Origin of the sequence: Mucilaginibacter sp., assembly GCF_965277465.1 — a bacterium.
Taxonomy (GTDB): Bacteria; Bacteroidota; Bacteroidia; order Sphingobacteriales; family Sphingobacteriaceae; genus Mucilaginibacter.
The window spans coordinates 1,726,174-1,751,465 of the sequence record NZ_CBDICW010000001.1; the positions used below are offsets into that span (position 1 = coordinate 1,726,174).

General features: G+C 39.8%; 21 protein-coding genes. 3 read left to right on the forward strand and 18 right to left on the reverse strand.

Annotated features, from left to right (window positions below; translation table 11 throughout):
• Positions 1–46: 46 nt before the first annotated feature.
• From ACQY4U_RS07815 to ACQY4U_RS07880, 14 genes are all read right to left on the reverse strand, one after another.
• Complete coding sequence (locus ACQY4U_RS07815; RefSeq protein WP_428328835.1) at positions 47–853, reverse strand: energy transducer TonB; 807 nt, start codon at positions 851–853, stop codon at positions 47–49.
• A 53-nt stretch (positions 854–906) separates the two neighbouring features.
• The gene (locus ACQY4U_RS07820; protein ID WP_428328836.1) at positions 907–1,305 is read right to left on the reverse strand and encodes an ExbD/TolR family protein; all 399 of its coding nucleotides are present in this window, start codon (positions 1,303–1,305) and stop codon (positions 907–909) included.
• Positions 1,302–2,015 (reverse strand): MotA/TolQ/ExbB proton channel family protein, encoded by a 714-nt coding sequence (locus ACQY4U_RS07825; protein ID WP_428328837.1) that lies wholly within the window; start codon positions 2,013–2,015, stop codon positions 1,302–1,304. The genes ACQY4U_RS07820 and ACQY4U_RS07825 overlap by 4 nt, the downstream gene beginning before the upstream one ends.
• Positions 2,012–3,037: a hypothetical protein gene (locus tag ACQY4U_RS07830; RefSeq protein ID WP_428328838.1), complete on the reverse strand. Its 1,026-nt coding sequence runs from the start codon at positions 3,035–3,037 to the stop codon at positions 2,012–2,014. The genes ACQY4U_RS07825 and ACQY4U_RS07830 overlap by 4 nt, the downstream gene beginning before the upstream one ends.
• A 39-nt stretch (positions 3,038–3,076) precedes the next feature.
• Complete coding sequence (locus ACQY4U_RS07835) at positions 3,077–4,906, reverse strand: hypothetical protein (protein WP_428328839.1); 1,830 nt, start codon at positions 4,904–4,906, stop codon at positions 3,077–3,079.
• A gap of 14 nt (positions 4,907–4,920) precedes the next feature.
• Positions 4,921–8,013 (reverse strand): tetratricopeptide repeat protein, encoded by a 3,093-nt coding sequence (locus ACQY4U_RS07840; RefSeq protein ID WP_428328840.1) that lies wholly within the window; start codon positions 8,011–8,013, stop codon positions 4,921–4,923.
• Between the two features lie 241 nt (positions 8,014–8,254).
• On the reverse strand, positions 8,255–8,620 hold the full coding sequence (locus ACQY4U_RS07845) for a response regulator (protein WP_428328841.1): 366 nt from the start codon (positions 8,618–8,620) through the stop codon (positions 8,255–8,257).
• 1,085 nt (positions 8,621–9,705) lie between these two features.
• Complete coding sequence (locus ACQY4U_RS07850) at positions 9,706–10,062, reverse strand: response regulator transcription factor (RefSeq protein ID WP_428328842.1); 357 nt, start codon at positions 10,060–10,062, stop codon at positions 9,706–9,708.
• Between the two features lie 170 nt (positions 10,063–10,232).
• Positions 10,233–11,459, reverse strand: a complete 1,227-nt coding sequence (locus ACQY4U_RS07855) for a BamA/TamA family outer membrane protein (RefSeq protein ID WP_428328843.1) — start codon at positions 11,457–11,459, stop codon at positions 10,233–10,235.
• Positions 11,460–11,564: 105 nt separating this feature from the next.
• Entirely contained in the window at positions 11,565–12,776 is a 1,212-nt protein-coding gene (locus tag ACQY4U_RS07860) for a hypothetical protein (RefSeq protein ID WP_428328844.1), read from the reverse strand.
• 235 nt (positions 12,777–13,011) lie between these two features.
• Complete coding sequence (locus ACQY4U_RS07865) at positions 13,012–13,323, reverse strand: YMGG-like glycine zipper-containing protein (RefSeq protein WP_428328845.1); 312 nt, start codon at positions 13,321–13,323, stop codon at positions 13,012–13,014.
• Between the two features lie 83 nt (positions 13,324–13,406).
• Positions 13,407–14,210, reverse strand: coding sequence for an alpha/beta fold hydrolase (locus tag ACQY4U_RS07870; protein ID WP_428328846.1), 804 nt, complete (start codon positions 14,208–14,210; stop codon positions 13,407–13,409).
• A 51-nt stretch (positions 14,211–14,261) separates the two neighbouring features.
• Positions 14,262–15,170, reverse strand: a complete 909-nt coding sequence (locus ACQY4U_RS07875) for a serine hydrolase (protein ID WP_428328847.1) — start codon at positions 15,168–15,170, stop codon at positions 14,262–14,264.
• Positions 15,171–15,375: 205 nt separating this feature from the next.
• On the reverse strand, positions 15,376–16,557 hold the full coding sequence (locus ACQY4U_RS07880; protein ID WP_428329735.1) for an asparagine synthetase B: 1,182 nt from the start codon (positions 16,555–16,557) through the stop codon (positions 15,376–15,378).
• Positions 16,558–16,800: 243 nt separating this feature from the next.
• On the opposite strand from ACQY4U_RS07880, the gene ACQY4U_RS07885 reads away from it, so the two are divergent.
• Together ACQY4U_RS07885 and ACQY4U_RS07890 are read left to right on the forward strand one after the other, a co-directional pair.
• The gene (locus ACQY4U_RS07885) at positions 16,801–17,238 is read left to right on the forward strand and encodes a peptidylprolyl isomerase (protein ID WP_428328848.1); all 438 of its coding nucleotides are present in this window, start codon (positions 16,801–16,803) and stop codon (positions 17,236–17,238) included.
• 82 nt (positions 17,239–17,320) lie between these two features.
• Complete coding sequence (locus tag ACQY4U_RS07890) at positions 17,321–17,833, forward strand: DUF5606 domain-containing protein (protein WP_428328849.1); 513 nt, start codon at positions 17,321–17,323, stop codon at positions 17,831–17,833.
• 131 nt (positions 17,834–17,964) lie between these two features.
• Here ACQY4U_RS07890 and ACQY4U_RS07895 read toward each other — a convergent pair whose 3' ends face one another.
• From ACQY4U_RS07895 to rlmH, 3 genes are all read right to left on the reverse strand, one after another.
• Complete coding sequence (locus ACQY4U_RS07895; RefSeq protein WP_428328850.1) at positions 17,965–18,888, reverse strand: cation diffusion facilitator family transporter; 924 nt, start codon at positions 18,886–18,888, stop codon at positions 17,965–17,967.
• Between the two features lie 45 nt (positions 18,889–18,933).
• Positions 18,934–19,860: an aspartyl/asparaginyl beta-hydroxylase domain-containing protein gene (locus ACQY4U_RS07900; RefSeq protein WP_428328851.1), complete on the reverse strand. Its 927-nt coding sequence runs from the start codon at positions 19,858–19,860 to the stop codon at positions 18,934–18,936.
• 162 nt (positions 19,861–20,022) lie between these two features.
• Positions 20,023–20,496: a 23S rRNA (pseudouridine(1915)-N(3))-methyltransferase RlmH gene (gene rlmH, locus ACQY4U_RS07905; protein ID WP_428328852.1), complete on the reverse strand. Its 474-nt coding sequence runs from the start codon at positions 20,494–20,496 to the stop codon at positions 20,023–20,025.
• Between the two features lie 82 nt (positions 20,497–20,578).
• Here rlmH and ACQY4U_RS07910 point away from each other — a divergent pair, with 82 nt between their 5' ends.
• Complete coding sequence (locus tag ACQY4U_RS07910; protein ID WP_428328853.1) at positions 20,579–22,396, forward strand: MutS-related protein; 1,818 nt, start codon at positions 20,579–20,581, stop codon at positions 22,394–22,396.
• A 375-nt stretch (positions 22,397–22,771) separates the two neighbouring features.
• On the opposite strand, the gene ACQY4U_RS07915 is transcribed toward ACQY4U_RS07910, so the two are convergent.
• A complete protein-coding gene (locus ACQY4U_RS07915; RefSeq protein ID WP_428328854.1) occupies positions 22,772–25,267 on the reverse strand; it encodes a TonB-dependent receptor domain-containing protein in 2,496 nt (831 codons plus the stop codon).
• Between the last annotated feature and the right edge of the window lie 25 nt (positions 25,268–25,292).

A 25,292-nucleotide genomic window follows, 5' to 3' on the forward strand; every position in this document is an offset into this window, starting at 1 on the left:
TAATACACAGAGAACCTATGCTACTATGAAATTGGGATACGAAAAATCAATCTACCTTAAATACAAACGACATCTCACCTTTCTGATTACCAGTTGCAGATGACGACGATTTAAACCTCGAAGCTTTAATAGCATCCAGGCAGTTTTGTACAAGGTTAAGTTCGGCTTTAGTTTTTTGCCTGTTGGAGTGTACTTCAATCACATTGCCATTTTGGTCGATAGTAAAATCAACCACAACAATGCCGGGTACACGGTTCACATTCTTAACATCCGGTGGATCAACAAAGCTCCAGTTAGGCATATTTAAACCACCGCCAGATCCGCCTTGCCCGTAATTATTACTCAGGGTTGATCCGTTTTTGCTGCCTTGGTTACCGGGCGTATTAGTTGTGCCATCGCCGGCACCGGTGCCTTTGTTGGCTGTACTGCCTTTGTATAACGCGTTTTGGTTTACCACAGGTTTGCTCACCGGTTTAGCAGGCTGCGTAGCTACCGACTGGCTTTTCTTTTTCGAGTTGGTGGCAACTGCTGCCGCATCCTCATTTTCCTGGGTTACTACTTTTTTGTCGCTGTTATCGTCTTGCGGTTTTTCATCAGTAGGTTTTGTTTCGGTAACTTTAGTTGGCTGGGCATGGTTTGCCTTTGGAGCAACCGAAGGTTCTTCGGTGCTCATTATATCTTTGCCCATACCCTCGTCAGTCGTGCCGTAGTTTACAAGAATACCGCCAGTGCCATCTTCCTGTACAGGTGGGTTATGAAACACAATAAAATAGCACAAAGCAATCACTACCGCTAATATAAGGCCGGTTGCTGCAAATGCTTTGGGATAATTATTTTCTTCCTGGTAGTTCATTATTTATATTGGGGTATAGCATTTATCGGTATAAATACCTTTCAGCTTTTACCTTATTTAGGTTCTGTTGCCAAAACCAGTTTAATATTAAGTTTTTGCGATATATCCATTACCGATACCACATCCTGTATAGCTACAGTTTTGTCAACGTATAAAACTATGGTTAGTTCTGAGGTTAACTTTTTATAACCTGCCAAAATATTTGGCAGATCAGCTAAGGCTACCACTTTTTTGTCTACTGTATATTGCAGATCCTTACTGATAGATACATTGACCGTTTTTTTTGATACCGATTTGCCTGATGATGATTTGGGCAGCAATAACTTTACCACGTTGGGGTTGGTTACTGTTGATGCGATCAGGAAAAACAAAAGCAAGAAAAACATGATGTCGTTCATGGCCGATGTATGCACTTCGGCCGAAACACCCCGTTGTTTTTTTCTTAAATTCATTTGCTTGGCTCCTCTAACAGGTCAATAAATTCAATGGCATCCGTTTCAAGCTTCAATATCACTTTATCCACCATCATATTTAAAATATGGTAGCATACATAGGCAACAATACCAACAAATAAACCAGCTGCCGATGTTACCATTTTTACATACAAACCACCAGATATAACACCCATGCTGATGTTATCGGTTTTTGATATATCATAAAATATTTTGATAACCCCGGCAATGGTTCCTAAAAATCCAAACATGGGGGCAATACCGGCAACTATACCCAAAATACCAATGTTTTTTTCAAGTTTGGATACTTCCAGTTTGCCAATATTTTCAATAGCGCCTTCAATATCCTTAATTGGGCGGCCAATGCGCAGCAATCCTTTTTGCAGCATACGGCCAAGTGGAGTATTGCTGTTACGGCAAATAGCTATAGCCGATTCAAGGTTACCGGTAATGATGCTTGAACGCACCTGAACCATCAGGTTTGATTCATTTCTGGATGCCTTGCGGATGGTGAAAAAGCGTTCAAAAAATATCACTAAACCTAATACGGCCAAAATACCAATAGGTACCATTACCCAGCCACCTTTTACCAACAGATCGCCAAAGCGTAGTTCCTGTTCAGGGATGGGTGCTCCCGGCTGGCCTGCATGGCTGGCGGTATCAATAAGTTTGTGTGCGGTATCAGTTATCTGTAAGAATAATAATGTCATTTCTGGGTATTTATGGATAGTATTAAAAGATCTTTATTGATTTTGCCCTCGTTCACTAAATCAAGCATAGCTTGTTCAGCCTCGGCGCGGGTAGTGCAGGTTTTAAAGGATATTTTATAAAGCGGGCCAGGGGCTTCAGTCAAGGGTAAAACTCTTGCTTCAACTCCCTTTGATTTTAAAAATCTTACTTCGGCGTTGGCGCTTACCAGCTGCTTAAATTCATCGTGCAATATTACATCATATTGCCAGTGATTGTTAGCAGTATCAACAGGCTTTGCAGCAACTATAGCGGCAGGCCTTATGGTTTTTGATGCAGCATCATTAGTGGTATCGTGTTTTATCACTGTAGCAGTATCTTTTTTACCAATAATACTGTGATAGGTTGCATTCAGCTTATCAAAAGCAGCAGGGTAAAATTTGTAGATACCAAATATAGTCAGTGCAATAAACACAATTATACCTATTAATACCAGCCAGATGTTTACTGATTTTTTCCGGTCAATTTCTTCTTCAAAGTATTGCTGCTGCTCAATGGTTTGTACAGGCGGAGCCAGTGTTACCGGCCCTGGTCCGGTTTCTGTAAATACAGGTTTTGATTCGCCATTGAAGGATTGCACAACTTTATAAGCATTTAAAGGCGGATAACCATAAAATGAAGGATCGTCGGCTACTTTATCATTGGGTTTAAAAACAAGCTGACCTTGTTCTGTATAAAACAGGCCCAGATCGGCAAAAAGGTATTTGCCGGTTAATGCCTGGTCTTTTAACTGACTAACAAATTTTTCGGCAAAGTATTTTGATGATGCAATTGATATGTTCTTCTTTTCAGCAACATACTCGGCAAAAGTATCATCATCCTTAAGCTGGTTAACAAACTTAACCTGGTGATAGGGCGGATAAAACTTAGCTTCCTGGTCGTTATAATAACCTTTTACGCGTTCGCGCACAAAATAGCCAAGGCCAGGTACGCTTACTTCGTCGTACTGACCTAATAATTCACTTAAGTAATCAGCTAAATTCATTCCGCTAAAAGTACGGTTAATTATAAAATATCAAAAAGCTTAAAAACTATAACCTACGCCGCCAAATATGTTAAACCCGTAATCCGGGTAAAATAACCACGTTTGGGCGCCACTGTTTAAAATATTATTTACGTGTACAAAAACAATCAATTGTTTGGTAGCCTTATACTCAACATTACCGCTCAAATCAGCAAATGAGTTGATGGACGTTGGTGCCGTAACTGTACCTATGGTTGATAAGCGCGGATCTAAAGCCGAACCACGGATCATCAATGTACCTGATACATTTACCTTATCACTGATGTGGATGTTTGTACCAGCCGTCATGGTAAATTTAGGTAAGTTCCAGGGCTGTGCTACGGTAGCCATCTGGTAATCTTTAAATTCAGCACGGCCAAAAATATCCAGATCGTCTGATACCTTATAGTCCAGCTCGCCATTAAACCCGGTTACCCGCGCTCTGCCATCATCATAAATAACCTTAAACCTGTTATAGCCTGTTGCAAGGTTAAAATCGCTCACAAACAATGGCATATCTTTAATACTGTTACGGAATATTGTAGCTTTAAAGCCTAAGCCCGGTGCAATTACTCCTTTTAAACCTGCAGTCAGATCCAGCTGATCAACCGAGTTCTTTATATTTAAGTTTTGGCCAAGGAAAGGGTTTACTACCGAAAAATCACGTAACGATGTTTTGTTTACATCGCCTTTTGCTTCAACAAACAGGCGTACATATTTTGGTATAACCTGAAACTCCAGCTTGGCAGCAGGGAAGATATAAAATTTTGACGTAAAGCCAAACTCATCAACCACATTGATCCCGGCATCAATTTTATAATTATCGCCCTGGAATTTGATATAAGGGTTTAACCTTAATATGCTGTTGTTGTAATTATATAAACTATCTTTCTGCGTACTCAGATCTAACGAACCGCTTAAGCCGGCATAAAACTGTTTAACAGTTTGGTTAATAAAGCCCGATAGTACAAGGTTACTTTCTTTAGCCTGATATGCATCGCTAAAAACATAACCCTTTAACTTTAAGGCGTAAGTAAAGTCGTTTTCAACATCCTTGTAATTTTTGGCAAGCTCCGCCTCGGCACCAATGGTGCTGAAATGTTGTTTATCAACCTGTAATACAGTTGGCGGATTAAGCTGATCGTATCCATAAAAATAATTGCTGCGGTAATCGTAATCAATGCGTCCGCTAATGGAGTTTTCGGCACCTATACTTTTACCAAATACGCCAACTTGTTCTTTGGCTGATTTTTGATCGTAAAGATTACCGTTTTGTGCAAAGTGCTTCAAATAGCCGCCTACCTGTAAAGCATTATCGCGGCCATTGGCAAAGTAAGCCTCGCCATAAGTGGTTTTTAAACTACCGAAACCAATTTTTGCATAGTTATTGGTTAAAGCCGAATCCTTTTCGGCCGGGCGCTTCATGGCATCCAGCGGTTTGATCTCGTTATTAAGCTCCAGCCTTTTATCTATCGGGAAATAGGTTAGCGGTGCTTTAAATGGTGTTTTATCTTCCAGGTCAGGGTTGCGGCGAATCTTTACCGCATCGGCTAATACCGGTTTGTAAGCGGTAGTTACAATAATTTGTTCAGATAAGCTGCCGTTGGTTGCATCGCCACCTTTTTTAGTAGTATCAACGGTTACTTTAGCGGCAGATGTTCCTAAACTTTTAGCAATGTTTTGCTGTATAGTTTTGGGCTTTGCTTTTGCGGGTGCCGGTTTTTTGGCCACTACCTTAGCCTTAGCTGCAGGCTTTTTTGTTTTAGCTTTATTCTTTGTTTGTGCAGCAGCAGGAACAGAGTATAAAGCTATTATTAAGGTAAGCAGCGTGTATATATATTTAAATTTCATTGCTTGTCTCATTTTTATTCTTTGTTATCCTGTTTCTTTTCGCCGGTTATGGCTGGTTTGGTATCCTGCTTGTCTTTATCCTGCGGTGATAGCTGGTCCAGCTTTTGTTTGGCAGTTGGTAAAATATCGTCGTCGCCTTTATAATTATCAATAATACTTTGCAGCGTTGCCTTAGCCTGGAAATTATCTTTCATCGCCACATAGTTATCGGCTAACAGGATAAATGTTTTGGTGACCCAGTAATCATAATTAGGCAGATCCTTCACCAAATCAAAACAGGTTTTTTGAGATGCCTTGTATTTACCTTTCAGATATTCGATACGGGCAATATTGTACTTGGCTTCGGCAGCGGCAACCGTTTTTGTGTTGGTAACGGTGTATTCAAACTCCTTAACCGCACTGGTGGTATCTCTTTTTTGCAGATAAGCCTGCCCGGCGTATAAACCGGTTCTGAATTTGTCTTCCTGTGCCGATTTTTCATTGTCGCGCACCAGAGTAACGTAATTAAGGGCATCATCGGGCATTTCCATTTGCGAGTAGCAAAGCAGCAGGTTGTTAAGGGCATAAGTATAATCGGCCTTATACTCTGAATTGGTTTCTATCTTTTTAAGGAAAGGAACGGCCTCATTATACTTTTTCTGATTAATATACAGCTTAGCCATGCTGATCAATGATTGCTCGGTGTAAGGGCTTGTCCAGTCGTTTAGTATCACATTGTAATCGGTAACGGCTTCATCGGTCCTGTTCAGGTTCACTAAACTTTGAGCGCGGATAAATCTTGCCTGCTTTTCATAGATCGGCTTGGTAGGAAACTTATCATAGTAAGCATTTACCGCACCAACGGTACCTTGCCAGTCGCCTTTTACATAAAGGTTATTGGCAGCAGTTATCATAATATTTTCCTGGTCTGCCGAACTATAATTGGCAATAGGCGTAGTTGATGCATAATTAATAAACGTTTGCGCATCCCCCTTATCGGTGTAGATCTTTTCAACCTGTTTTAATGATTGCTTGGCCTCATCTGTTGATGAATAGTCTTTTATAACCTGTTTAAATGATTCAACAGCCAGGTCATCATTGCCAGCATTGTAATCAATTAGGCCTATAGTTACTAAAGCGCGTGGCACATAGCTGCTGGTTGGATATTTTTTGATCATATCCTGCAGGCCACTTTTAGCCTTATCGCCATCGCTCTTAATAAAGTAAGTGTAAGCAATCTCAAACGAGGCATCATCAGCATAATCAGAGTTAGGGAATTTTGCCAGCAGATTGCTCAAGGTGCTGATCTTGGTATCAGGCGAGCCCTGCAAGCCTTGTATCATTCCCCGCTGAAATAAAGCATAATCCTGCCCTGGGCTTTGTTTATCAATAATGCGGTTATAATATTCAAGGGCCTTGCCGTAGTTCTTCATTACAAAGTAGCTGTCGCCAAGGCGGGTAACCGCATCATTAACAGTGCTTGGATCATTTTCGCCGCCCTGTAAAAACTTCTGGAAATAAACAGCGGCCTTTTTGTACTGCTCATCGCCAAAGGCGGCATAAGCTAAAGCGTAATTGGCGTAGTTATAAACGCTGGTTTCGCTGGCCTCCGGAAAATCAAGGAACCTTTCAAAATTATCAACAGACTCGCTGTATTTACGTACCTCGTACATTGACTCGGCCATCCAGTAAGTAGTTAGTACCTGTATTTTAACATCAACCGGGTTTTTTAACGAGCGCAGAAAAATACCTATAGCATTTTCAAAAGCCCGTTCATTGTAAAACTCTAATCCGCGGTAGTAAGTAACCTTTTGATAGGCTGCCTGCGCGCTTGCATTTTTATTGGGGATAGGCTCTAATATATCAACAGCCTCTTTATAGTTGTGTGAGTTAAGCAATTCCTCCCCCAGTAAAACCTTCACATCATCTGTACGGCCCGAACGCGGGTAGTTTTTAAGGTATAACCTTGTAGCATCAAGCGCCTGGGTATTAAAATCAAGTTCGTAAGATAGTTTGGCATATTGGAACAAGGCATCTTCTTGTATCTGCTTATCAAAGCTAAGTTTTGAAGCTACAAAATAAGCGCTGCGGGCACTTTGCTTGTTGTTCATCTTCAAAAAAACATCGCCTAAAGTATAGTTGCCCAATTGGCTAAATACATCATTATGCTGTTGCAGTTGCTCTAATTCGCTTGCTGCTTTAGCGTAATTGCCTACCTTATAATAGGTATAACCCATTTGGTAACTGTCCTGCGTATTTTGGGTGCGGCCCTGGTCTTCATCCTCAAAGCGGGCGTAATACTTGGCTGCATTGTCGTAATTAGCTTTGGCAAAGTACGATGCCGCAATTATGCGCAGCATTTCGCGCTCATTTTGCTGGTGCGTGGTATTAATGATGGGGATGGCATAATTTAGTACATCATCATAGCGGTTATCTAAAAAGTAAACCGCGGTGATATAATAAGGATAGCTGTTTTCGTATTTCTTTGATTTTTTAAGCTTTTCAAAGTTGATGAGCGCAAGGTGATAGTCTTTATTTAGATAGGCTATATATGCAAAATAATAAGTAGCATCATCGGTAAATGGCGAACGGGTAGTTTTTACTTCGCTAAAAAGCAGCTGGGCATTCTTATAATCATTAATTGAAAAGTAGGCATAGCCTTTACGAAACTTGTATTCAATGTTTTCGCGGCCGCTAAGTTCATCGGCCTGTACCTTATCAAACCAGCGGAGTGCATCGGTGTATTTTTCCTGGCGGGAATAAAAGCGCCCGATCTGGAAATAAGCCAATTTGGTTAAAGGATTTTCAGGATGTTCTTTTATAAAACGCTGAAACATGCTTTCCGCATCGTCGTTCCCTAATTCAAGGGCACATAATGCTTCGTAATACTGGCAGTTTTCTTTTAATAACGATACCTCAGATTCAAACCTGGGTTGCGTGCTTGTTTTAAGCCTTGAGTGTTCAACTAACCTAAACTGCTCAGCAGCGGCTACATATTTACCCTTATCAAGCAAATCTGCTGCTGCATGATAGGTGCGGTAAATATCAAATGCCGGGTTTTGTTGAGCGCGTGAGGTTAATACAAAAAATATAGGTACAAATAGGGCGATGTATTTCAGTTTTATCATAAGGAGCGAACTAACGATCTGCGAAAATAACGAAATGCAAAAATGTATTCCACAATAGTAATTCACATAATGTGGAGAACATTATAAGTAACGGGCCTAAAATAAGGGATGGTATAGTTGTGGAAAACTTTAACTGTTGTTTAAAAAGCATACTTAGCTAATTAAAGCCAACATTTTAAGTCTGGGTGAAAAAAAGGTATTTAACCTGATGGGGATATAAAAAGGTATTCCTGTTTTATTATTAAGCTGCCGTAAGCTGTGTTTTTATGGCATCTAAAAGGGTATTAATATCAAAAGGCTTGGCTATAAAGGCATTTGGTGCACCTTGCTGGTTTAATGAATCAGATACTGTATGGCTGGCAGATATCAGTATAACAGGGATATTATTAGTTTCTTTAGATGTTTTCACTGCGCGGCAAAGTTCGCGGCCGTCAAGATTACCCAACATAATGTCCAATAAGATCAAATCGGGGGTGCTTTCATTTATTTTTTCGAACAAGTATTGGCCATCCGAAAGCGTTTCTACCTCATAACCCGAATCTTCAAGTATAAACTGTAAAACTTCTAAAATGTCACTGTCATCATCCACCGCTAATATCCTTCTCATATTAATTTCATTGTTATTATTTGTAATCAGGCTTAGTTGCCGCCTATTTATATTGACTTTACTTACTGTGTATCAGCTACACAATTACCATACCACCTTTATATAGCGTATTGCTTAAGTTTTAAGACAATTAAATTAACTTATGTAAAATGTTAACTATAAAGCTAAACAAAGCGGTGTTAGGTGTTGAAAACGTGTAAATTAAATTATTATAGCACAGCAGGTGCAGTAAAATTTAACTGTAGTGTTTTTGGGTATATGTTCAGTATTCTAAACGAAAATCAAATATAGGAGCTTTATAATTGACAGGTATGGTTAGCCTTTTTTAGAGTTAAGGAAAACATAGGATGCAGTTTTACACTTTGCGCAAAAATACTTCCTCATCGGGAAAAAGAAGGAAACGCGCTTCATCAACCAGCTTCTGTGCATTTGAAAATGAAAAAGGGCGCCACATTTAGGGCACTTTCCTTTGGAGGTTTTAGAGTTAGCCAAAATTTATTAAATCAAAAAATATTTATGAAATTAATATATTTTATTGAATAATATTTAAAATATATTAACACGTTTCAATCAAATAAAAAATTAACTCTGGGTTTGTTTTTTATTGTTTAGGTTAAGTATTGTTTAGCGCCAAACGTAAGGTTTTGTTTTACACGTATAGCAAGAGTATCTTTTGAGTGGAAGCCAAAATAAGAAGTTTTTCACAAAAAAGCTCCTGCGAACCCTATCTTCAAGTTTGCTTTTGCACTTTGGGCACACGTATACCTTTTTATCTCTACTAATAGTGTCGCCACCATTATTTACAGACAGAACCATATTTATTTTAATTAGGGGTGTAGTATTAACTATTAAGACAAAGATATGATAATTTCCAAAAAATGAAGTGGTTTTTAAGTTATTTTATTGTGAATAAATGTATTATGCTAAAGGTGGCAGTTGTATTTTTCCGTTTATTAATTATTATAACCTTTAATTAATATTTAGTTCTTATTTTCGTTATTCGTGAGTTTTTTGAAGTGATATTTACTTAACAGCGCTCAGGAATTTATTGATAAACAGGGATTTTTGGATTCCTTGTTGGTGTTTTAAAGTAAATTATTAACTTTTTCTACCAATTCAGATAAATCAAAAGGCTTGTTGATTATTTCGTCGCAGCCGTAGGAGAGGAGCTCGTCGTTATGATTGATATAAGCAGAGTAAATGATAACCGGTGTATTTTTAAAACGAGGGTGTGATTTTATCTGCATGCAAATTTCGCCGCCATTTAAACCCGCTACGCGATAATCCAAAATAACCAGATCGGGTGAAAAGCTTTCTGCCATTGCAATAACAGTATCGCTTGTAGATGTGCTTTTTACCTCAAACTCCTCGTAAGTGAGGGTTTCATGTACTATGTCCAGAATATCCTGGTTATCATCCAATACTAAAATGCGCTTTGCCATAAATATATTTAAAATTAAAGGCCGAAAAAGCTACGTATAATGCTATTAGTAAATGAATAATGTATGGGCTTAAATCTTTTCGGGGTTCAAAGTTGTAAAGGTACCATATTTATATGTTATAAATATATTATTAAGTAACTCCTGTTGCAAAAATGTAAAGACATTATTACTTAAAATGCTTCGCCTAAGCCAATTACCAAATCATTATAACCTTTACTGAAACCATAATCCAGGCAAATATTGGTATCTGATTTTTTGTTGAATTTTATACGTAAGCCGGCCCCTGCAGCAGGGTTTATATAAGCAAAGCGGTGCGTGTTTACTTCGCTGGCGGTGTTTGCATTTGCAAAAACAACAAAACCCAATAAACCATTGTGGGTTATATCTTTCCTGTACTCTGTTTCAAAATAAATAAGGTTTTCGCCGCGGTACCTGTTTTGTTCTATACCGCGTCCTGAGCGTTGATATGGGTCATTGCCTATGCCCGGTAAGCCCAGGTATGGTGTGCCTTGGGTAAGGGTTGTCCAGTAATAGGTCCAAAAGGCGATCAGGTTTTTACCTCCGTCATCACTTTTGTTAAGCGATACATATTTACGGAAATCAACGTATAACGATTGAGCGTTATTATCGCTGCCAACCACGTGCGAGTTTATACGGTAAATAAGGTTGGCATATATACCTGGTATTGGATTGATAGAGTTTTGGCGGGTATCGTACAGGAAATTTAAGGTAAGGCCCGATGAAAAGGAATTGTTACCATCGGTTGTGCCGTATTTGTACCCTGTAAACTGCGCCAATGTTATCGGTGTAGGGTTGTTATTGGTGTTGATGCTGAAATAATAATCAAGATTATAACCTAAACCTACGTAAAACGAAGGATCTATGCGTTTATAAACACTTTGGTAAAAGCGTACATAGTTAAAATTAACCAAAATCCTATCCTGCTCGCTCTGGCCGCCCCCAAGCCCCCAGGTATATTGAGGGTAAACTAAAAAGCGGGTATCTCCCTGTATGTTATAGCCATTGTCTTTTAACCATATACTGGAGTGTATAGGCAAACCATAACGGCCTTTTAAATTAAAATAAGGTGCAAAAGTAACGCTTGATAAATAAGTGGTTTTACGCGGGCCTAAATAAAAACCAGCCGTAGTTGAAGTAACCAGCGCCTTACTCCCCCCCGGAACAGATGAGGAAATAGGAAGTATAGAGAAATAAAATTGCTTTTTCTCCTTAGTTTTTGGTCTTGGTTTAAGCTTAAAAAGTCTTGTGCCAATATCCAGTAAATCAGTTTTTCCTGTTGTATCTATATCTACTACATTAAGTGTATCGGTAGGTGTTTGTGCTTTTAATAATAAAGGTGCAAAGCAGCATAGCGCTATAAGTAAAAATTTATTCATTTTCTAAAAAGCAAAAAGTAAAAAAATTGTTTGAATATACTAAAACAAAATATTGTTAACCGGTGGCTTTTAAATTTGGCAAGCAGTATTTATTATATAACTGCTTTAAAAGGCCTCGCCTAAACTTAATATAGCGTTTGAGTAATTTTTGCTAAAACCATAATCTATACAAATATTGGTGTCTGATTTTTTATTGAATTTGATACGCAAGCCGCTGCCCGCTGCGGGGTTCCAATACAAAAACTTATTGTTTTGATATTGGCTGGCAGAGTTCACATTGGCAAATACAACAAAGCCCAGCAAGCCGTTGCTGGTAATATCGCGGCGGTACTCACTTTCAAAATAAATTAACCGCCGCCCCCGGTATCTGTTCTGTTCTATACCCCGTCCTGATCGCTGGTAGGGATCCATGCCAATTGCGGGCAGGTTTAAAAAGGGTGCGCCTGTGGTTAACGATGTCCAGTAAAACGACCAAAATGCCAGTATATTTTTAGGGCCCTTATCCGTTAGGGAAACATATTTACGGAAATCGGCATATAAGGATTGCCAGTTATTATCACTTCCCAAAGCGGTTGAATTATACCTGTAAACTACATTGGCATAAATACCGGGGAAGGGGTTAAGCGAATTTTTACGGGTATCATAAAGTAAATTGAGCGTAGGGCCCGATGAAAAATAGCTTTTTTCGTTTAGCGTACCAAACCTGTATTTGGTAAAGGTACTTAATGAGTTGGTGGTGCTGCTGCCTTCCACATCAATATAATAATCAATATCATAGCCAATACCCAAATAAAAGTAAGAGGTTAAACGTTTAAGCGCACTTTGGTAAAAGCGCAGGTATTTATAATTTACTAAAAACTTGTTGTTTTCGCGCTGTTTGCCACCAAGCCCCCAGGTATATTGCGGGTAAACCAAAAAACGGGTGTCGCCCTGTATGTTCCAGCTATTGTCTTTTAGCCAGATGCTTGATCGTATGGGTAAGCCATACCGGCCTTTTAAATTAAAATAAGGCGTAAAGCTAACGCTTGACAGGTAGGTTGTTTTAGGATCGCCTAAATAAATGCCTGCGGTTGTTGAAGTTACTAAAGCCGTACCACCACCAGGTATTGAAGTTGATATCGGCAGGATGGAAAAATAGATCCTCTTTTTTTCCTGAAACTGATCTTCTCTTGGTTTATCTTTTAAAATAGACCGGCCAATATCAATCAGGTCTTTTTGCCCGGTGGTATCAATATTGGTGTTTTTATCAATTGGGTTTTGTGCAACCAATGCAATTGGTAATAAGTTTATTAAGCAGATTAAAAAAACTTTTACCATTTTATTCAGCACAGAAATTTGTCTTTAGTTTAAAAATAACTTGAATAATATAATTAGATAAACAGGGTAATTGGTATAAGTGAAACCACTGTAATTAAAGTTGTAACCTTTATGCCCTAAAATAGTAATTTTTAGTAAGTAAATTTTAGCTGAAAAATAAAAACGGTAACAAAGTGTATAATTGAATATACACTTTGTTACCGTTTTTAACATTCTTTTAATACGGTAGTTGCTATTATCTGTGCGTAGTAGTAACTGTGTGGTGATAATGATGACGGTGGGCCCTGCGGTAAGCTGCGCGGCGTTTTTCATCACGACGGCGTTTTTCGTTACCAATTATATAACCACCGCCGGCACCTAAAGCACCGCCAATTACTGCTCCCTTAACGCCGTGGCCTATTATTCCACCTGCTACGGCACCACCGGCACCACCTATTATTGCTCCTTTACCCTGCGGGCTTATTTTATGATCCTGTGCATGTGCTTTGGTAGCTGCTGTTATAGTAAGCGCTAACATTAATGATGCTGATATGATTAACTTTTTCATGATTTGTGTTTTTGTACAGCAGCTAATACAAATAACAAGCCATTATTAAATTAATCAGTTACTTAGCAGGCCAATTATTGCTGTTACTTTAAAAAACCGGTTACCGCTGCAGAAAATTCAGCATTACGGATAGCTGTATTGTGATTACCCGGAACATAACTTAGCGCTGAGTTTGGGATAAGTTTGTTTAAGCCGGTTTCTGATCCATTTTCCTTATCCTCGGTACCCCTTATAATTAAAACAGGTTTGCGAACTTTTGCCAGCTCCTTTACACTGGTTGATGGCTGGTATTTTTGCTGATAGGCCAGAGAAAGCTCATCAAAGTGTTGCGAGCGGATATATTTAACCATATCATCAACATCGTGCAGGGTAGTATCGCCCATCAGGGCTTTATAGGCATGTATCCGTCTTGGCCAATCGGGGTTGGTGTAAGCATCGCCCATGCCGCCCATAACTGCTTTGTTTACCCGCTTATCTAAAACCAATAACCGCGAAGTAATGATAGAGCCGCGCGAATATCCCACCGCATCATAGTTTTTTACATGCAGGCTGCTCATCAGTCCCATAATATCTTTTGCCTCTGCATCATTGGCATAAGCAGCTTCGTTATGTGGTTTATCTGAATGCCCGTTACCACGCTGATCTATCAGTATAACCTTGTATCCCGCTTGTAGCAGATCGGCATAAACAGCACAACTTTTCCATCCCTGCCCGGTACCCGAAAATCCGTGGATCAATATAACCGGGTAACCCTCACCTTTAACTTCGTAATAGATACGGGTACCATCGAATGAAGTATAATAACTGCCCTCATTTACCGGCTGGGCAAAAAGGTGGCTTACAAATAACAACAGGATGCAGGTAAAAAGGAGAGCAGTTTTTTTCATATACAGCAATTATGGTTAAATTTAAAAGAACGGCAATATAGGTTGATGGCACTATTCATTCTTCATGTATTTATCAATCCCTTCAGCAGGTTTCCAATTGCTTTCCGGCTCAAAATAATGCCATAAAAGGGCCGATACATTACGGATAAGCACATCAGCCTCATTGTCGCTAACCCAACGCTGATCTTTATTATTATTGGTGATGATGGAGAATACATAATCGCCATGCGGCGCATTTACTAATACGGTTTCTGATTTTGATTCATTCAGCGCGCCCTGCTTTGATATTGTATGGATATAAGGCGGAATCTGTGATAACGCTGTGTTATCCCAAAATATACGGCCCATATTGCGGTACATCCGTTCGCTTGCTGCCGGGCTAACGGCCTTGCCATTGCGGATGAGTGTAAACAAACGGCACATTTCATAAGGTGTAGTTACACCCCAGCCATATTTACTGCGGATGGCCTCGCGCCCTGCTACGCGGGAGTTTACCCGCATTACTTTAAAGCCATTGTCAGCAAGCCAGTTATTAATATAATCGCCGCCTACTAACTTTTGCAGCCATACGCTTGCCGTATTATCGCTCATGGTGATCATCAGCAGCGCTATCTTGCTCACTTCAATCGTATCTTTATCTTTAAACGACCCTAAAATATCTTCACCCTTGTATAATAACGAATCGCGGTAAACTAACTTTTGGTTATACTGCATTTCGCCCTTTTCAATTTTATCCATCAGGCCGCATTGTATGCTCACCTTTATCATGCTGGCAGTGGGAAATAAGGTATCGGCGTTAATAGCAGCCGTTTTACCTGTTTTTAAATTATGCACATAAATACCGGCCTGGCCGTTAAATCCTTTAAAAAGATCCTGTAATTTGGCGGTGAGTTTAACATCGGTTTGCCCAAAAGTTACGGATGCCGTAAACAGCAGGATGGTTAAAAGCTTGTACTTCATAATTCAGGTTTGAGTTACCTAAGTTATAAAAAGCGCTTGGGAAATGGAAGAAGGGTTTTACAATAGCCCTCGTATAGGCATATTCAATAGGTAGCATACCTACGCATGCAGCAACGTTATACAAATATATTTATACCGGTATTTATCACCTACTGCGCTTCCTTTTAAAGCCGACCAAAATAATTCGCTATTAATTTTTCTGCTATCAGGTTTTCTGTTTCTTCTTTCGGGCTGCCGGGAACAATACATTATTTAGAATAAGCCTGTACCCGGGCGAATTGGGGTGCAGTTTAAGATCTGTTGGCGGATCGCCAACTATGTGCTGGTAATCTTCGGGATCGTGGCCGCCATAAAATGTCCACTGGCCTTTACCATATTCACCATGAATGTAACGCGCTTCGTTATTGCTTTTCATTTCGCCCATAATAATTACACCAGGCTTCAGCATATCTTTATTAAAGGCAGTGGTAAGGCCCATAAAACCTTTAATCACCTTGTCGTGGTTTTGGGTAAGCATACTGGGCACAACATCCCACTTTGCCGAAAAATCAAACAGCGTAAAAAAATCACGGCTCCGTTCAATCTGCCTGGTTGTGGTTACATCAATATTGCTAAACTGGTGCGACATCGGGTTCATATCCAACGTAAAATTGCGAAAGGCAAAGGTTTGGCTAAAATCAAGTTTTGATTGTGCATCCGGCTCGGCAGCGTCACCGTCAAACATTGATTCGCAAATGTCTGTATTGGCGGCAGCAAGCGCAATGTCAAAAGTATCGGTACCCGAACACATGGCGAAAAGGAAACCGCCGCCCGCACAAAAATCACGGATATGCTCAGCCACGGCCAGCTTCATTTGCGACACTTTTTTAAAGCCTAATTTATGCGCTGTAGCTTCCTGTATCCGCACATCATCATTATACCATTGCGCATAACGGAAGCTGCCATAAAACTTGCTGTATTGCCCCGTAAAATCCTCATGGTGCAGGTGCAGCCAATCATATTTAGGCAGATCGCCTTTTATCACTTCCTCATCGTATAAAACATCGTAGGGGATCTCGGCATATTTTAAAACCATTGTCACCGCATCATCCCAGGGCAGTTTGTTTTTTGGGGAATACACCGCCATTTTAGGCGCTTTCTCCAACTTTACAATATCCATATTAACCGATGGATCGCTTACTTCGGCCAGTATCTCGTTAACCTTGGCATCTGCCAAAACCTCGTAGCTTACCCCGCGGATCTTGCATTCATCCTCAATCTTTTGGTTGTATTTCATCATAAAGCTGCCGCCCCGGTAATTGAGCAGCCAGTCAACCTCTTCGCCGCTCTTCAACGTCCAGAAAGCAATCCCATACGATTTTAGGTGATCCTTTTGCTCTTCGTCCATAGGCAGCAGGATAGAGGCCGCCCTGGTGAAAAAAGGTAAAAGGTAAAGGGCAAAAACTAAAAAGTATTTAATGTGCATGTACTTTATGATCACTATTTAATGGTTATGATGACTTATTCAAATGTAACGAATAATTGATTAGGGTATTATAATAAGGCTAATTCAACTATGTATATAATCACATAATCAACACTGTGATTTAATCTCCAAATTATTACCTTTGCCTACTATTTTAGAAAAAAAATGAGCAAAGCAATCATCAAAACCGAAAAAGGCGACATGACCGTTGAATTTTATGATAAAGATGCACCTAACACAGTTGCAAACTTTCAAAAATTAGCTAAGTCTGGCTTTTATAATAACGTAATATTCCACAGAGTTATCCCTAATTTCATGATACAGGGTGGCGATCCAACCGGTACTGGTGCTGGTGGTCCGGGTTACAAAATCGACTGTGAGTTAACAGGCGAGAACCAATACCATGATCGTGGTGTATTATCAATGGCTCACGCTGGCCGTAACACCGGCGGTTCACAGTTCTTTATCTGCCATAGCCGTGCTAATACTGCACATTTAGACAGGCACCACACTGCTTTTGGTAAAGTGGTTGAGAACGTTGAAGTGGTTGATGCAATCCGCCAGGGCGATAAGATTTTAGGTATAGAAGTTATTGAAGATTAATTTTTTGAACCGATGAGTTTAACCGGTAGTTAGCTGCCGGGCGATTCGTCGTTCATTAATTAACGATACAAAAAAAACAGAAATGAATTTACAGGGAGTAGTAGCCGTATCTGGCAAACCGGGATTATGGAAAGCGTTAACGCAAAATAAAACAGGTTATGTTTTAGAAAGCCTTGATGCACAAAAAACAAAACTGATAGCAAATTTATCAACTGCCAAATTAGCGGCGCTGAACGAGATAACTATTTTTGGTTTAGAAGAAGATATTAAGCTGACAGATGTTTTTGAGCGTATGAAAAGCGAATCAAATATCCCGGATGCAAAATCGGAAAGTAAAAAATTAAGAGAGTTTTTCAGGATAGTATCTCCGGATCATGACGAAGAGAAAGTTTATGCTTCTGATATGAAAAAGGTGATCAGCTGGTTCCAGATCCTTAAAGACGAACCATTTTTTAACGAAGCTGAGCCGGTTGCCGAAGAGGCACCGGTTGCTGTTGCTGTTGAAGAAGCTGCAGAACCTGTTGAGGCACCAGTTGCCGAAGCAGCAGAGCCAGCCAAACCAAAAGCAAAAAAAGCAGCTGCTAAAAAAGCCTGATAAATCCGTTTTCCTGGCATCCGCCAAAAGGAATAGAAATAAAAATCCCCAACTGTGCAATTGCATGGCTGGGGATTTTTTATTTATAACGACACTCACTTTGTGTCGTTGATTTAATTCTCTCTGGTTATTTAATCGCAATTTACCTGCTTGCAGTCCTCTTCAGAAAACTCCGGTTCAAAGGTGCTGTGGCTAATATCCAAATGCTCCAAACGATGGCGCAAATCTTTCTTAATGTTATCAAAAGCTGATAAAAACTCAGGATCAATAACAATATGAGCAGTTAAAGCATTTTCGGTAGTGCTTAAGGCCCAAACGTGCATGTGGTGTACATCAACCACGCCTTTACCTTTTAACAGTTCAGCTTTGATTTTTCCAAGGTCCATTTCTTTTGGTACACCATCCATCTCCAGCCTTAAGCTGTCCTTTAACAGGCTCCAGGTGCCTTTTAAAATAACAATGGCTATCACTAAGGAAACAACACTATCAATCCAGTAAAGATTAGTGAAATAAATAATAAGCCCCGATATAACAACACCGAATGATACAATGGCATCAACCGCCATGTGTAAATAAGCGCCCTTTACGTTTAAATCGGTATCTTTATCCTTAACAAAAAGCCAAGCGGTAAAGGCATTAATACCTATACCAATAAAGGCTACCCATGCCATTGTGCCGCCCGCAATTTTTTCGGGATGCATAAAACGCATAATAGCTTCGTAACCAATAAAGCCTACCGCTACAAATAATATAAGCGCATTAAAAAAGGATACAATAATAGTTGAGCGTTTGTAACCGTAAGTGTATTTGCTGTTTGATGTTACCTTGGTAAGCTTAAATGCCAATAGGGCGAGGGCTAAGCCGGCAACATCGCTCAGGTTATGGCCTGCATCGGTTAACAGGGATAAAGAGTGGGTTGATAAACCCGCTATTACCTCAATAATTACAAAGGCTGAATTTAAAATAATGCCGATAATAAAAGCGGCGTTTAAATGATCAAGCTTGGGGGCATGATCATGGTGGTGATGATGTGAATGATCGTGACCTGCTGACATGCAGCAAATTTAATTATTATAAGCTAATTACACATTAAAGTTCCATTAAAAGAAGATGAGGTACAATATGATCAGCATCAGTGCATATTTAACTGCATAATACAGGTTACGATTGTATGCTTTGATGCGCTTACCCAACAAACGGATAGAGTATACATACCTGAAAGCTTTATTGATGTTTCCTGTTTTATCCTCGCCCATATTGGGTGATACCGCAGCAGCCATAATAAACCAGCCGAAAAATTTATTCCAGCCACGGGCAAACATGGTTTTTACCGGGCGCTGTATATCGCAAAACAGGATGATACGGTCAATATCCGTCTTATTCTCCGCGTAATGGATATAGGTTTCATCAAAAATAACATCCTCACCATCTTTCCAGGCATAGCTTTGGCCATCAACCACAATATGGCACTGCTCGGAATTTGGAGTAATCAAACCTAAGTGATAACGTAAGGAACCCGCATAAGGGTCGCGGTGCATCAATAATTCGCTGCCTGCTGGCAATACGGCAAACATGGCGGCTTTAACCTCAGGTATGCCTTGTATCAGTTCAATAGTTTTAGGGCAGTATTTTTTTGCTGAGGGATGAAAATCATCATACCATTTTAAATAAAAACGTTTCCACCCGCGGCGAAAAAATGAGTTAAACCCCATGTCGTTATACTTGTCCGATCCTTTGATTAATTCTTCGCGCTCTAACTGCAGTGCTTCATCTCTAATTGTTTCCCAGTTGTTTTTTAACAATTCAAGCTGCGGGAAATTAGATGATTTAATATAAGGTCTGTTCTCAACACCCGAAAAGGCATACATGGGCATATTTATGGGCGCCATAAAGGTTGAGTGGTCTGTAAGCTGCCTGAAAAACTTAAACCTAACCTTTCCCCTGTAATGAACTATGATAGTTGAAACTATCAGGATATAAAAAAGAATGAATTTAACAGATATAAGTTCAGTAATTATATGATGCATAGCAGGGTATTTTAATCAAAAATAGGGCACTTTAAAACAATAAGGGCACTTTTATATCACAGCAATACATTTTTACAGTTTACTGACCATTAAGGGCTATTGGTCAGCAATGTTGCTGCTTATTATGTCACCAGGCTGTAAAACGAATAATAATCAATTAAATTATTGATGATGATAGGGCTCGCCTTTAATTATGGTGTAGGCACGGTAAAGCTGTTCCACAAAAAATAAGCGAACCATTTGATGTGAGAAAGTCATGGGCGAGAGGGACAGCTTATCATTAGCCCGGTTATAAACAGATTGATCAAACCCGTAAGGGCCGCCAACTATAAAAACAAGGTTACTGACAGATGCGATGGCCTTTTTATCAATATAGCCTGCAAATTGCTGTGATGATAGCTCCATGCCTTTTTCATCAAGTAGTATTACATGATCAAGCGGGGTTATTTTTTTCAGGATCAGTTCGGCCTCTTTTGTTTTTTGCTGTTCCTGTGTTAGTGCTTTGGTATTTTTAAGCTCGTCAATATCAATGATCACTAATTTGGTGTAATGCTTTAAACGCTTAACATACTTTTCAATACCCTCTTTTAAATAGGCATCCTCGGTTTTGCCTACGGTCAGAAATGTAATCTTCATAAAAGAGGTTGTAAAGTTGTTTAAATGTTGTAAAGTTGCAAAGTTAAAAACTCCGATTGATTTAAATCCCGCAAAAAACACAGTGGAACAGGATATAATAAACCATTACCAGCAAAAAGTGGCATTTGCCCGGCAAGAGGCCGATAAATATAAAAAGCTCGCCAATAATTATTCGCTCTACAGGTTAGTGATCTTTGGCTTGTTCATACTTGCCGTATGTGTAGCTGTAAGCCTTGATCAAATAATTATTATAGCCTTTGCACTGATAGTTTTAATATTTTGCTTTAGCTGGCTTATTAAAAAGCAAAACCAGTACGATACCCTAAAAAACTATTTTTTAGATATTGAAAAGGTTACCCAAAATGAAGTTGGCAGTATGCAAAGCCAAACCAACATTTATAATAATGGTACTGTTTTTAGTAACGACAAGCATTTTTATACCGCAGATCTCGACATATTTGGCGACAACTCGCTGTTTCAGCTTATTAACCGGGGGGCAACATTTCCGGGTATTGTTAAACTGGCTAAATGGTTAAATTCTGCTGCTGATAAACAAACCATCCTGCTGCGCCAGCAAGCGGTTGAAGAAATTGCTGCTAAAAGCGACTGGAAGCTTGATATACAGGCCCACCTGCTTTTTTCCCTGAAACAACAGCGCGAGCAAATAAAAAACTTAGTTAGCTATCTTAAAATTCCCATTGAACTGGATAATGAAAAAGTGCTGGGCCTTTATAGCAAAGCGGCTCCTTTTATTTTGTTAGCGGTAAGCATGGCTGCCTTTTATTACGCCCCGGCACGGTATTTTTTACCGCTGCTTATGTTATTTAACTACCGCTTATCATCATCAAGGGCAAAAGAAGTTGAAAAAACCGACCTGATAGCAGGCAAAATAGGCACTACCTTACAGCATTTTGTGCTTGCCTTTAATAGTATAGAAAAAGAGGAGTGGCAGTCGGCTTATTTGAAGGAGGTATCATCGAAAATTAAAAACATTGCGGGAGAGCCTGTTTCGGATAAAATAGGGCAGCTTTCAAAGCTCATCAATAAGCTTAACTATCGTTTAAACCTTATTGTTAACATTATTATGAACGTGCTTTTTATCTGGAATATCCGCCAGATCATCAGCATAGAAAAATGGAAGCGTGATAACCAGGAAAGCCTGGAAACGGCATTTGATGTGCTGGCCGAATTTGAAGCAATTATGAGCCTTGCCAGTCTGCGGATCAATTACCCCAACTGGAGCATTCCATTAATTGCCGGCGGCGATGGGTATACTGTTTCTGCAAAAGGCCTGGCGCATCCGCTGATTAGCAGTGCCAAAAGAATTGAGAACGATTATGAGCTGAAGGATGCTTTTAAAATAGATATTATAACCGGATCAAACATGGCCGGGAAAAGTACTTTTTTACGCACAATAGGCATTAACAGTGTATTGGCCCTAAGCGGTGCGCCTGTTTGTGCCGATGAAATGGAAGTTTCGGTAATTACCATTATCACCTACATGCGTATCAAGGATTCGCTGAACGAAAGCACCTCAACCTTTAAGGCAGAGCTTGACCGCCTTCAAATGTTATTAAAGGCTGTTGAAACTGAACCAAAGGTTTTCTTTTTGATAGATGAGATGCTGCGCGGTACCAATTCGGTTGATAAATACCTGGGTTCAAAAGCGGTGATTGAGCAACTGATCCGTAAAAAAGGGGTAGGGATGGTTGCCACCCACGATTTACAGATTGCCGAGTTAGAAAAAGGCTACCCCGGTTATGTGCGTAATTTTTACTTCGATATAAAAGTAAAAGACGGCGAAATGCTGTTTGATTATAAAATTAAGCATGGCGAATGTAAAACCTTTAACGCCTCGCTTTTATTGAAACAGATAGGTATTGAAGTTGGAGCGGAGTAGGGAGCAAGCCTCTTAAGCAGCGTTGACTTGCATAGGTCGCGATTGCTTCTTCGTACCTCATCGCAATGACGTAGGACGTACAAGGCCCCACCCCCGCGTCATTACGAGCGATAGCGAAGCAATCCCCGATTTTACAGAGCGGCTAAGCAGGGTTGACTTGCATAGTTCGCGATTGCTTCTTCGTACCTCATCGCAATGACGTATGAATTAAAGGTACTCTCCAAGCGTCATTGCGAGCGATAGCGCAGCAATCCCCTAATTACAGAGCCGTTAAGCAAGATTGATTTGCATAACACGGTGAAATCCTTTTAAACAAAACAGGCGTAAAGATCAATCTTTCCGCCTGTTTAAGTATTTACTAAAGTACTGGCTTAATTAATTACCGGCTGGTGCACCACCACCTTGTCCGGAATCACCTTGTTTTAAGTCGTCGTTATTAACACCCTTCTTTTGTTGTTGCGGGTTGCTAAAACTTAGTTTACCAAAGTTGTAGCTAAACGTTAAACCGAATGAACGGAACGGTAACTGGAACTTGCTGCTTTGGGTTAAGCCAGGACTTGAAATGCTGGAATCAAAGCTCTTATAAGTGCTAAACGGCTGTATCGCATTTAAACCCAAAGAGAACTTTTTCTTATCGAATTGTTTTTTAACACCTACCCCAAAAATGCTGAACGATGGGTTGCTTCCCTGAATAGTACGGCGGGCCGAGCTACCAAAGGCAAATGATTCTGCAATAATATCATGCGGTAATGTCAGCGTAGCCCTTAAAAAACCACCATACTGTATGTATGTACCATTTTGGCTTTGCGCTAAATGGAACACGCCAGATGGATCAGGTTTATAGGTATAAGCATTAATGTTACCAATAAGGGTTAATATTTTAAACGGTGTTACCGATCCAAAAAAGCTGCCACCAAATGAGTTATTGTTACCAATGTTTTGATAAGTGGTAATTGTACCACCCTCGGCCACGCCATTAACTATAACAGATATTGGAGTTGCAATACCCTCAATTAAACCGGTTGTATGCTTGTAATAAGCAGATAGGTTTACTATTGATGTTTTGATGAAGGTGTTATAATCAAGCTCAAGCGTTTGTGAAACTTCAGGATTTAACCTTGGGTTACCAACTTTTTGGCTCTGTATGCTGGTACTGTCAGTAAACGGATTTAAGAACTGCAGGCTTGGGCGGGTAATACGTTTGCTATAGGCCAGTTTAATAGTTTGCGTAGCACTCAGCTTTTTTTGGAAGGTTAAGCTGGGCACTAAAGTATTATAATGCTGGCTAAATGGCGAAAGCATTTCAGAAAGGCTCTGCGGATCTCCGCTTATGGTAGTATACTCATCCCTTATACCGGCAAGTATGCTGTATGTTTTTGATAAGTTTATGGTTAATACCGAGTATGCTGCGGTTACATTTTGATTATAACCGTATGAACTTGAATTTAGTGGATTATAGGTAAAATCAGTACTGCCATTAGGATCAAAAATACTGTTAACTGAATTTATCCTTCTGATAATGTACTTACCGCCTGATTCTAATTTAAAAGTAGTGTTTATAGGCAGGGTATAATCAGCCTGTAAAGTGTACTCGTTATTGGTACCGTCAATATTGTTTTTTATGTTTTTAAATACACTGGTATAATAGGTGGTAAAATCGGTATTACCAATGCTGTGGCTCCACTGTGTAGACAGGTCAAGCTCTTCGCCTTCCTTTTTAAACTTGTGGGTATAATCAACATTCCAGTCAAATCCGCTTGCCGGTACAGCATGGCCAATGGTATTGCTGCTGTATGGAGTGGCGGCAATAGTTTGCGAATTGGAGTTGGTATTAAACTCAATTTGATTAAGGCGTACGCTGGTGGTAATGCTGTTGTAGGCATTAAACTCATAGCCTGCAGATACAGTACCTATCACTGCGTGGCGTGTTACCTTGCTGGTGCCTTTTGTTTCGGTTGAGGTATTAATAGTTCCGTTATCAATGGTTTGTTTAAAATCTGTTAATGAAGTTTGAGGCCATGATGCATTACCACCAACATTCACGGTTAAGTTGAACCTGTTTTTATTGTAGTTAAAGTTCATGTTACCGTTATTTTGACGGGTACCTACACCACCGCTAACACTGCCGCTGATACCAGAAATATTTTTTTGCTTGGTAATGATGTTAATGATACCTGCTGAGCCTTCTGCGTCATATTTTGCTGATGGCGAAGTGATCACTTCAATACTTTTGATCTGATCGGCCGGGATACCTTTTAAAACATCTGATAAGCTGGCTGATGTGGCACCGGATGGCTTGCCGTTTATAAGTACGCGCACGTTTGCATCACCACGTAAAGATACGTTACCATTTATATCAACCGATACCAAGGGTACTTTTTGCAGTATATCCGTTGCGCTACCACCGGCAGCGGTTATGTCCTTTTCTGCATTGTAAACTATTTTGTCGATGCGGTTTTCAACCAGGGGAGTTGCCCCTGTAATAACCACTTCTTTTAGTGCCCTTGCTGTAGGCGAAAAGATAATGTTACCCAATCCTTTATCGGGTTTTCCATCGGTTGTGGTGATAGGATCAATTACTTTTGACCGGTAACCCATAAAATCAACCGATATTTTGTAGCTGCCGGGGTGGATGTTATCCAACTCGAAATTTCCTTTCGAATCGGTAACAACACCATTCATCGGGCTTTTGCCGCCGCTGTGGTATAAGCTAACCGGTACATAATCCATCGGTTTTTTAGTAACCGAATCTATGATTGTTCCGGTAATTTTTCCTACAATTTTTGATCCGCCACTACCCACAGCACCAAACTGTGCCTTGGCCGAAATAACGGAGCATATAATTATAATAAGTATGTAAAAACGTTTCATTCTTTATTGGTTTTGTAATTTGAGG

What these genes read in the sequence shown, in the direction of transcription:
- ACQY4U_RS07815 (WP_428328835.1), bottom strand. Translation starts at nt 853, where the DNA reads ATGAACTACCAGGAAGAAAATAATTATCCCAAAGCATTTGCAGCAACC.
- ACQY4U_RS07820 (WP_428328836.1), bottom strand. Translation starts at nt 1,305, where the DNA reads ATGAATTTAAGAAAAAAACAACGGGGTGTTTCGGCCGAAGTGCATACA.
- ACQY4U_RS07825 (WP_428328837.1), bottom strand. Translation starts at nt 2,015, where the DNA reads ATGACATTATTATTCTTACAGATAACTGATACCGCACACAAACTTATT.
- ACQY4U_RS07830 (WP_428328838.1), bottom strand. Translation starts at nt 3,037, where the DNA reads ATGAATTTAGCTGATTACTTAAGTGAATTATTAGGTCAGTACGACGAA.
- ACQY4U_RS07835 (WP_428328839.1), bottom strand. Translation starts at nt 4,906, where the DNA reads ATGAAATTTAAATATATATACACGCTGCTTACCTTAATAATAGCTTTA.
- ACQY4U_RS07840 (WP_428328840.1), bottom strand. Translation starts at nt 8,013, where the DNA reads ATGATAAAACTGAAATACATCGCCCTATTTGTACCTATATTTTTTGTA.
- ACQY4U_RS07845 (WP_428328841.1), bottom strand. Translation starts at nt 8,620, where the DNA reads ATGAGAAGGATATTAGCGGTGGATGATGACAGTGACATTTTAGAAGTT.
- ACQY4U_RS07850 (WP_428328842.1), bottom strand. Translation starts at nt 10,062, where the DNA reads ATGGCAAAGCGCATTTTAGTATTGGATGATAACCAGGATATTCTGGAC.
- ACQY4U_RS07855 (WP_428328843.1), bottom strand. Translation starts at nt 11,459, where the DNA reads ATGAATAAATTTTTACTTATAGCGCTATGCTGCTTTGCACCTTTATTA.
- ACQY4U_RS07860 (WP_428328844.1), bottom strand. Translation starts at nt 12,776, where the DNA reads ATGGTAAAAGTTTTTTTAATCTGCTTAATAAACTTATTACCAATTGCA.
- ACQY4U_RS07865 (WP_428328845.1), bottom strand. Translation starts at nt 13,323, where the DNA reads ATGAAAAAGTTAATCATATCAGCATCATTAATGTTAGCGCTTACTATA.
- ACQY4U_RS07870 (WP_428328846.1), bottom strand. Translation starts at nt 14,210, where the DNA reads ATGAAAAAAACTGCTCTCCTTTTTACCTGCATCCTGTTGTTATTTGTA.
- ACQY4U_RS07875 (WP_428328847.1), bottom strand. Translation starts at nt 15,170, where the DNA reads ATGAAGTACAAGCTTTTAACCATCCTGCTGTTTACGGCATCCGTAACT.
- ACQY4U_RS07880 (WP_428329735.1), bottom strand. Translation starts at nt 16,557, where the DNA reads ATGGACGAAGAGCAAAAGGATCACCTAAAATCGTATGGGATTGCTTTC.
- ACQY4U_RS07885 (WP_428328848.1), top strand. Translation starts at nt 16,801, where the DNA reads ATGAGCAAAGCAATCATCAAAACCGAAAAAGGCGACATGACCGTTGAA.
- ACQY4U_RS07890 (WP_428328849.1), top strand. Translation starts at nt 17,321, where the DNA reads ATGAATTTACAGGGAGTAGTAGCCGTATCTGGCAAACCGGGATTATGG.
- ACQY4U_RS07895 (WP_428328850.1), bottom strand. Translation starts at nt 18,888, where the DNA reads ATGTCAGCAGGTCACGATCATTCACATCATCACCACCATGATCATGCC.
- ACQY4U_RS07900 (WP_428328851.1), bottom strand. Translation starts at nt 19,860, where the DNA reads ATGCATCATATAATTACTGAACTTATATCTGTTAAATTCATTCTTTTT.
- rlmH (WP_428328852.1), bottom strand. Translation starts at nt 20,496, where the DNA reads ATGAAGATTACATTTCTGACCGTAGGCAAAACCGAGGATGCCTATTTA.
- ACQY4U_RS07915 (WP_428328854.1), bottom strand. Translation starts at nt 25,267, where the DNA reads ATGAAACGTTTTTACATACTTATTATAATTATATGCTCCGTTATTTCG.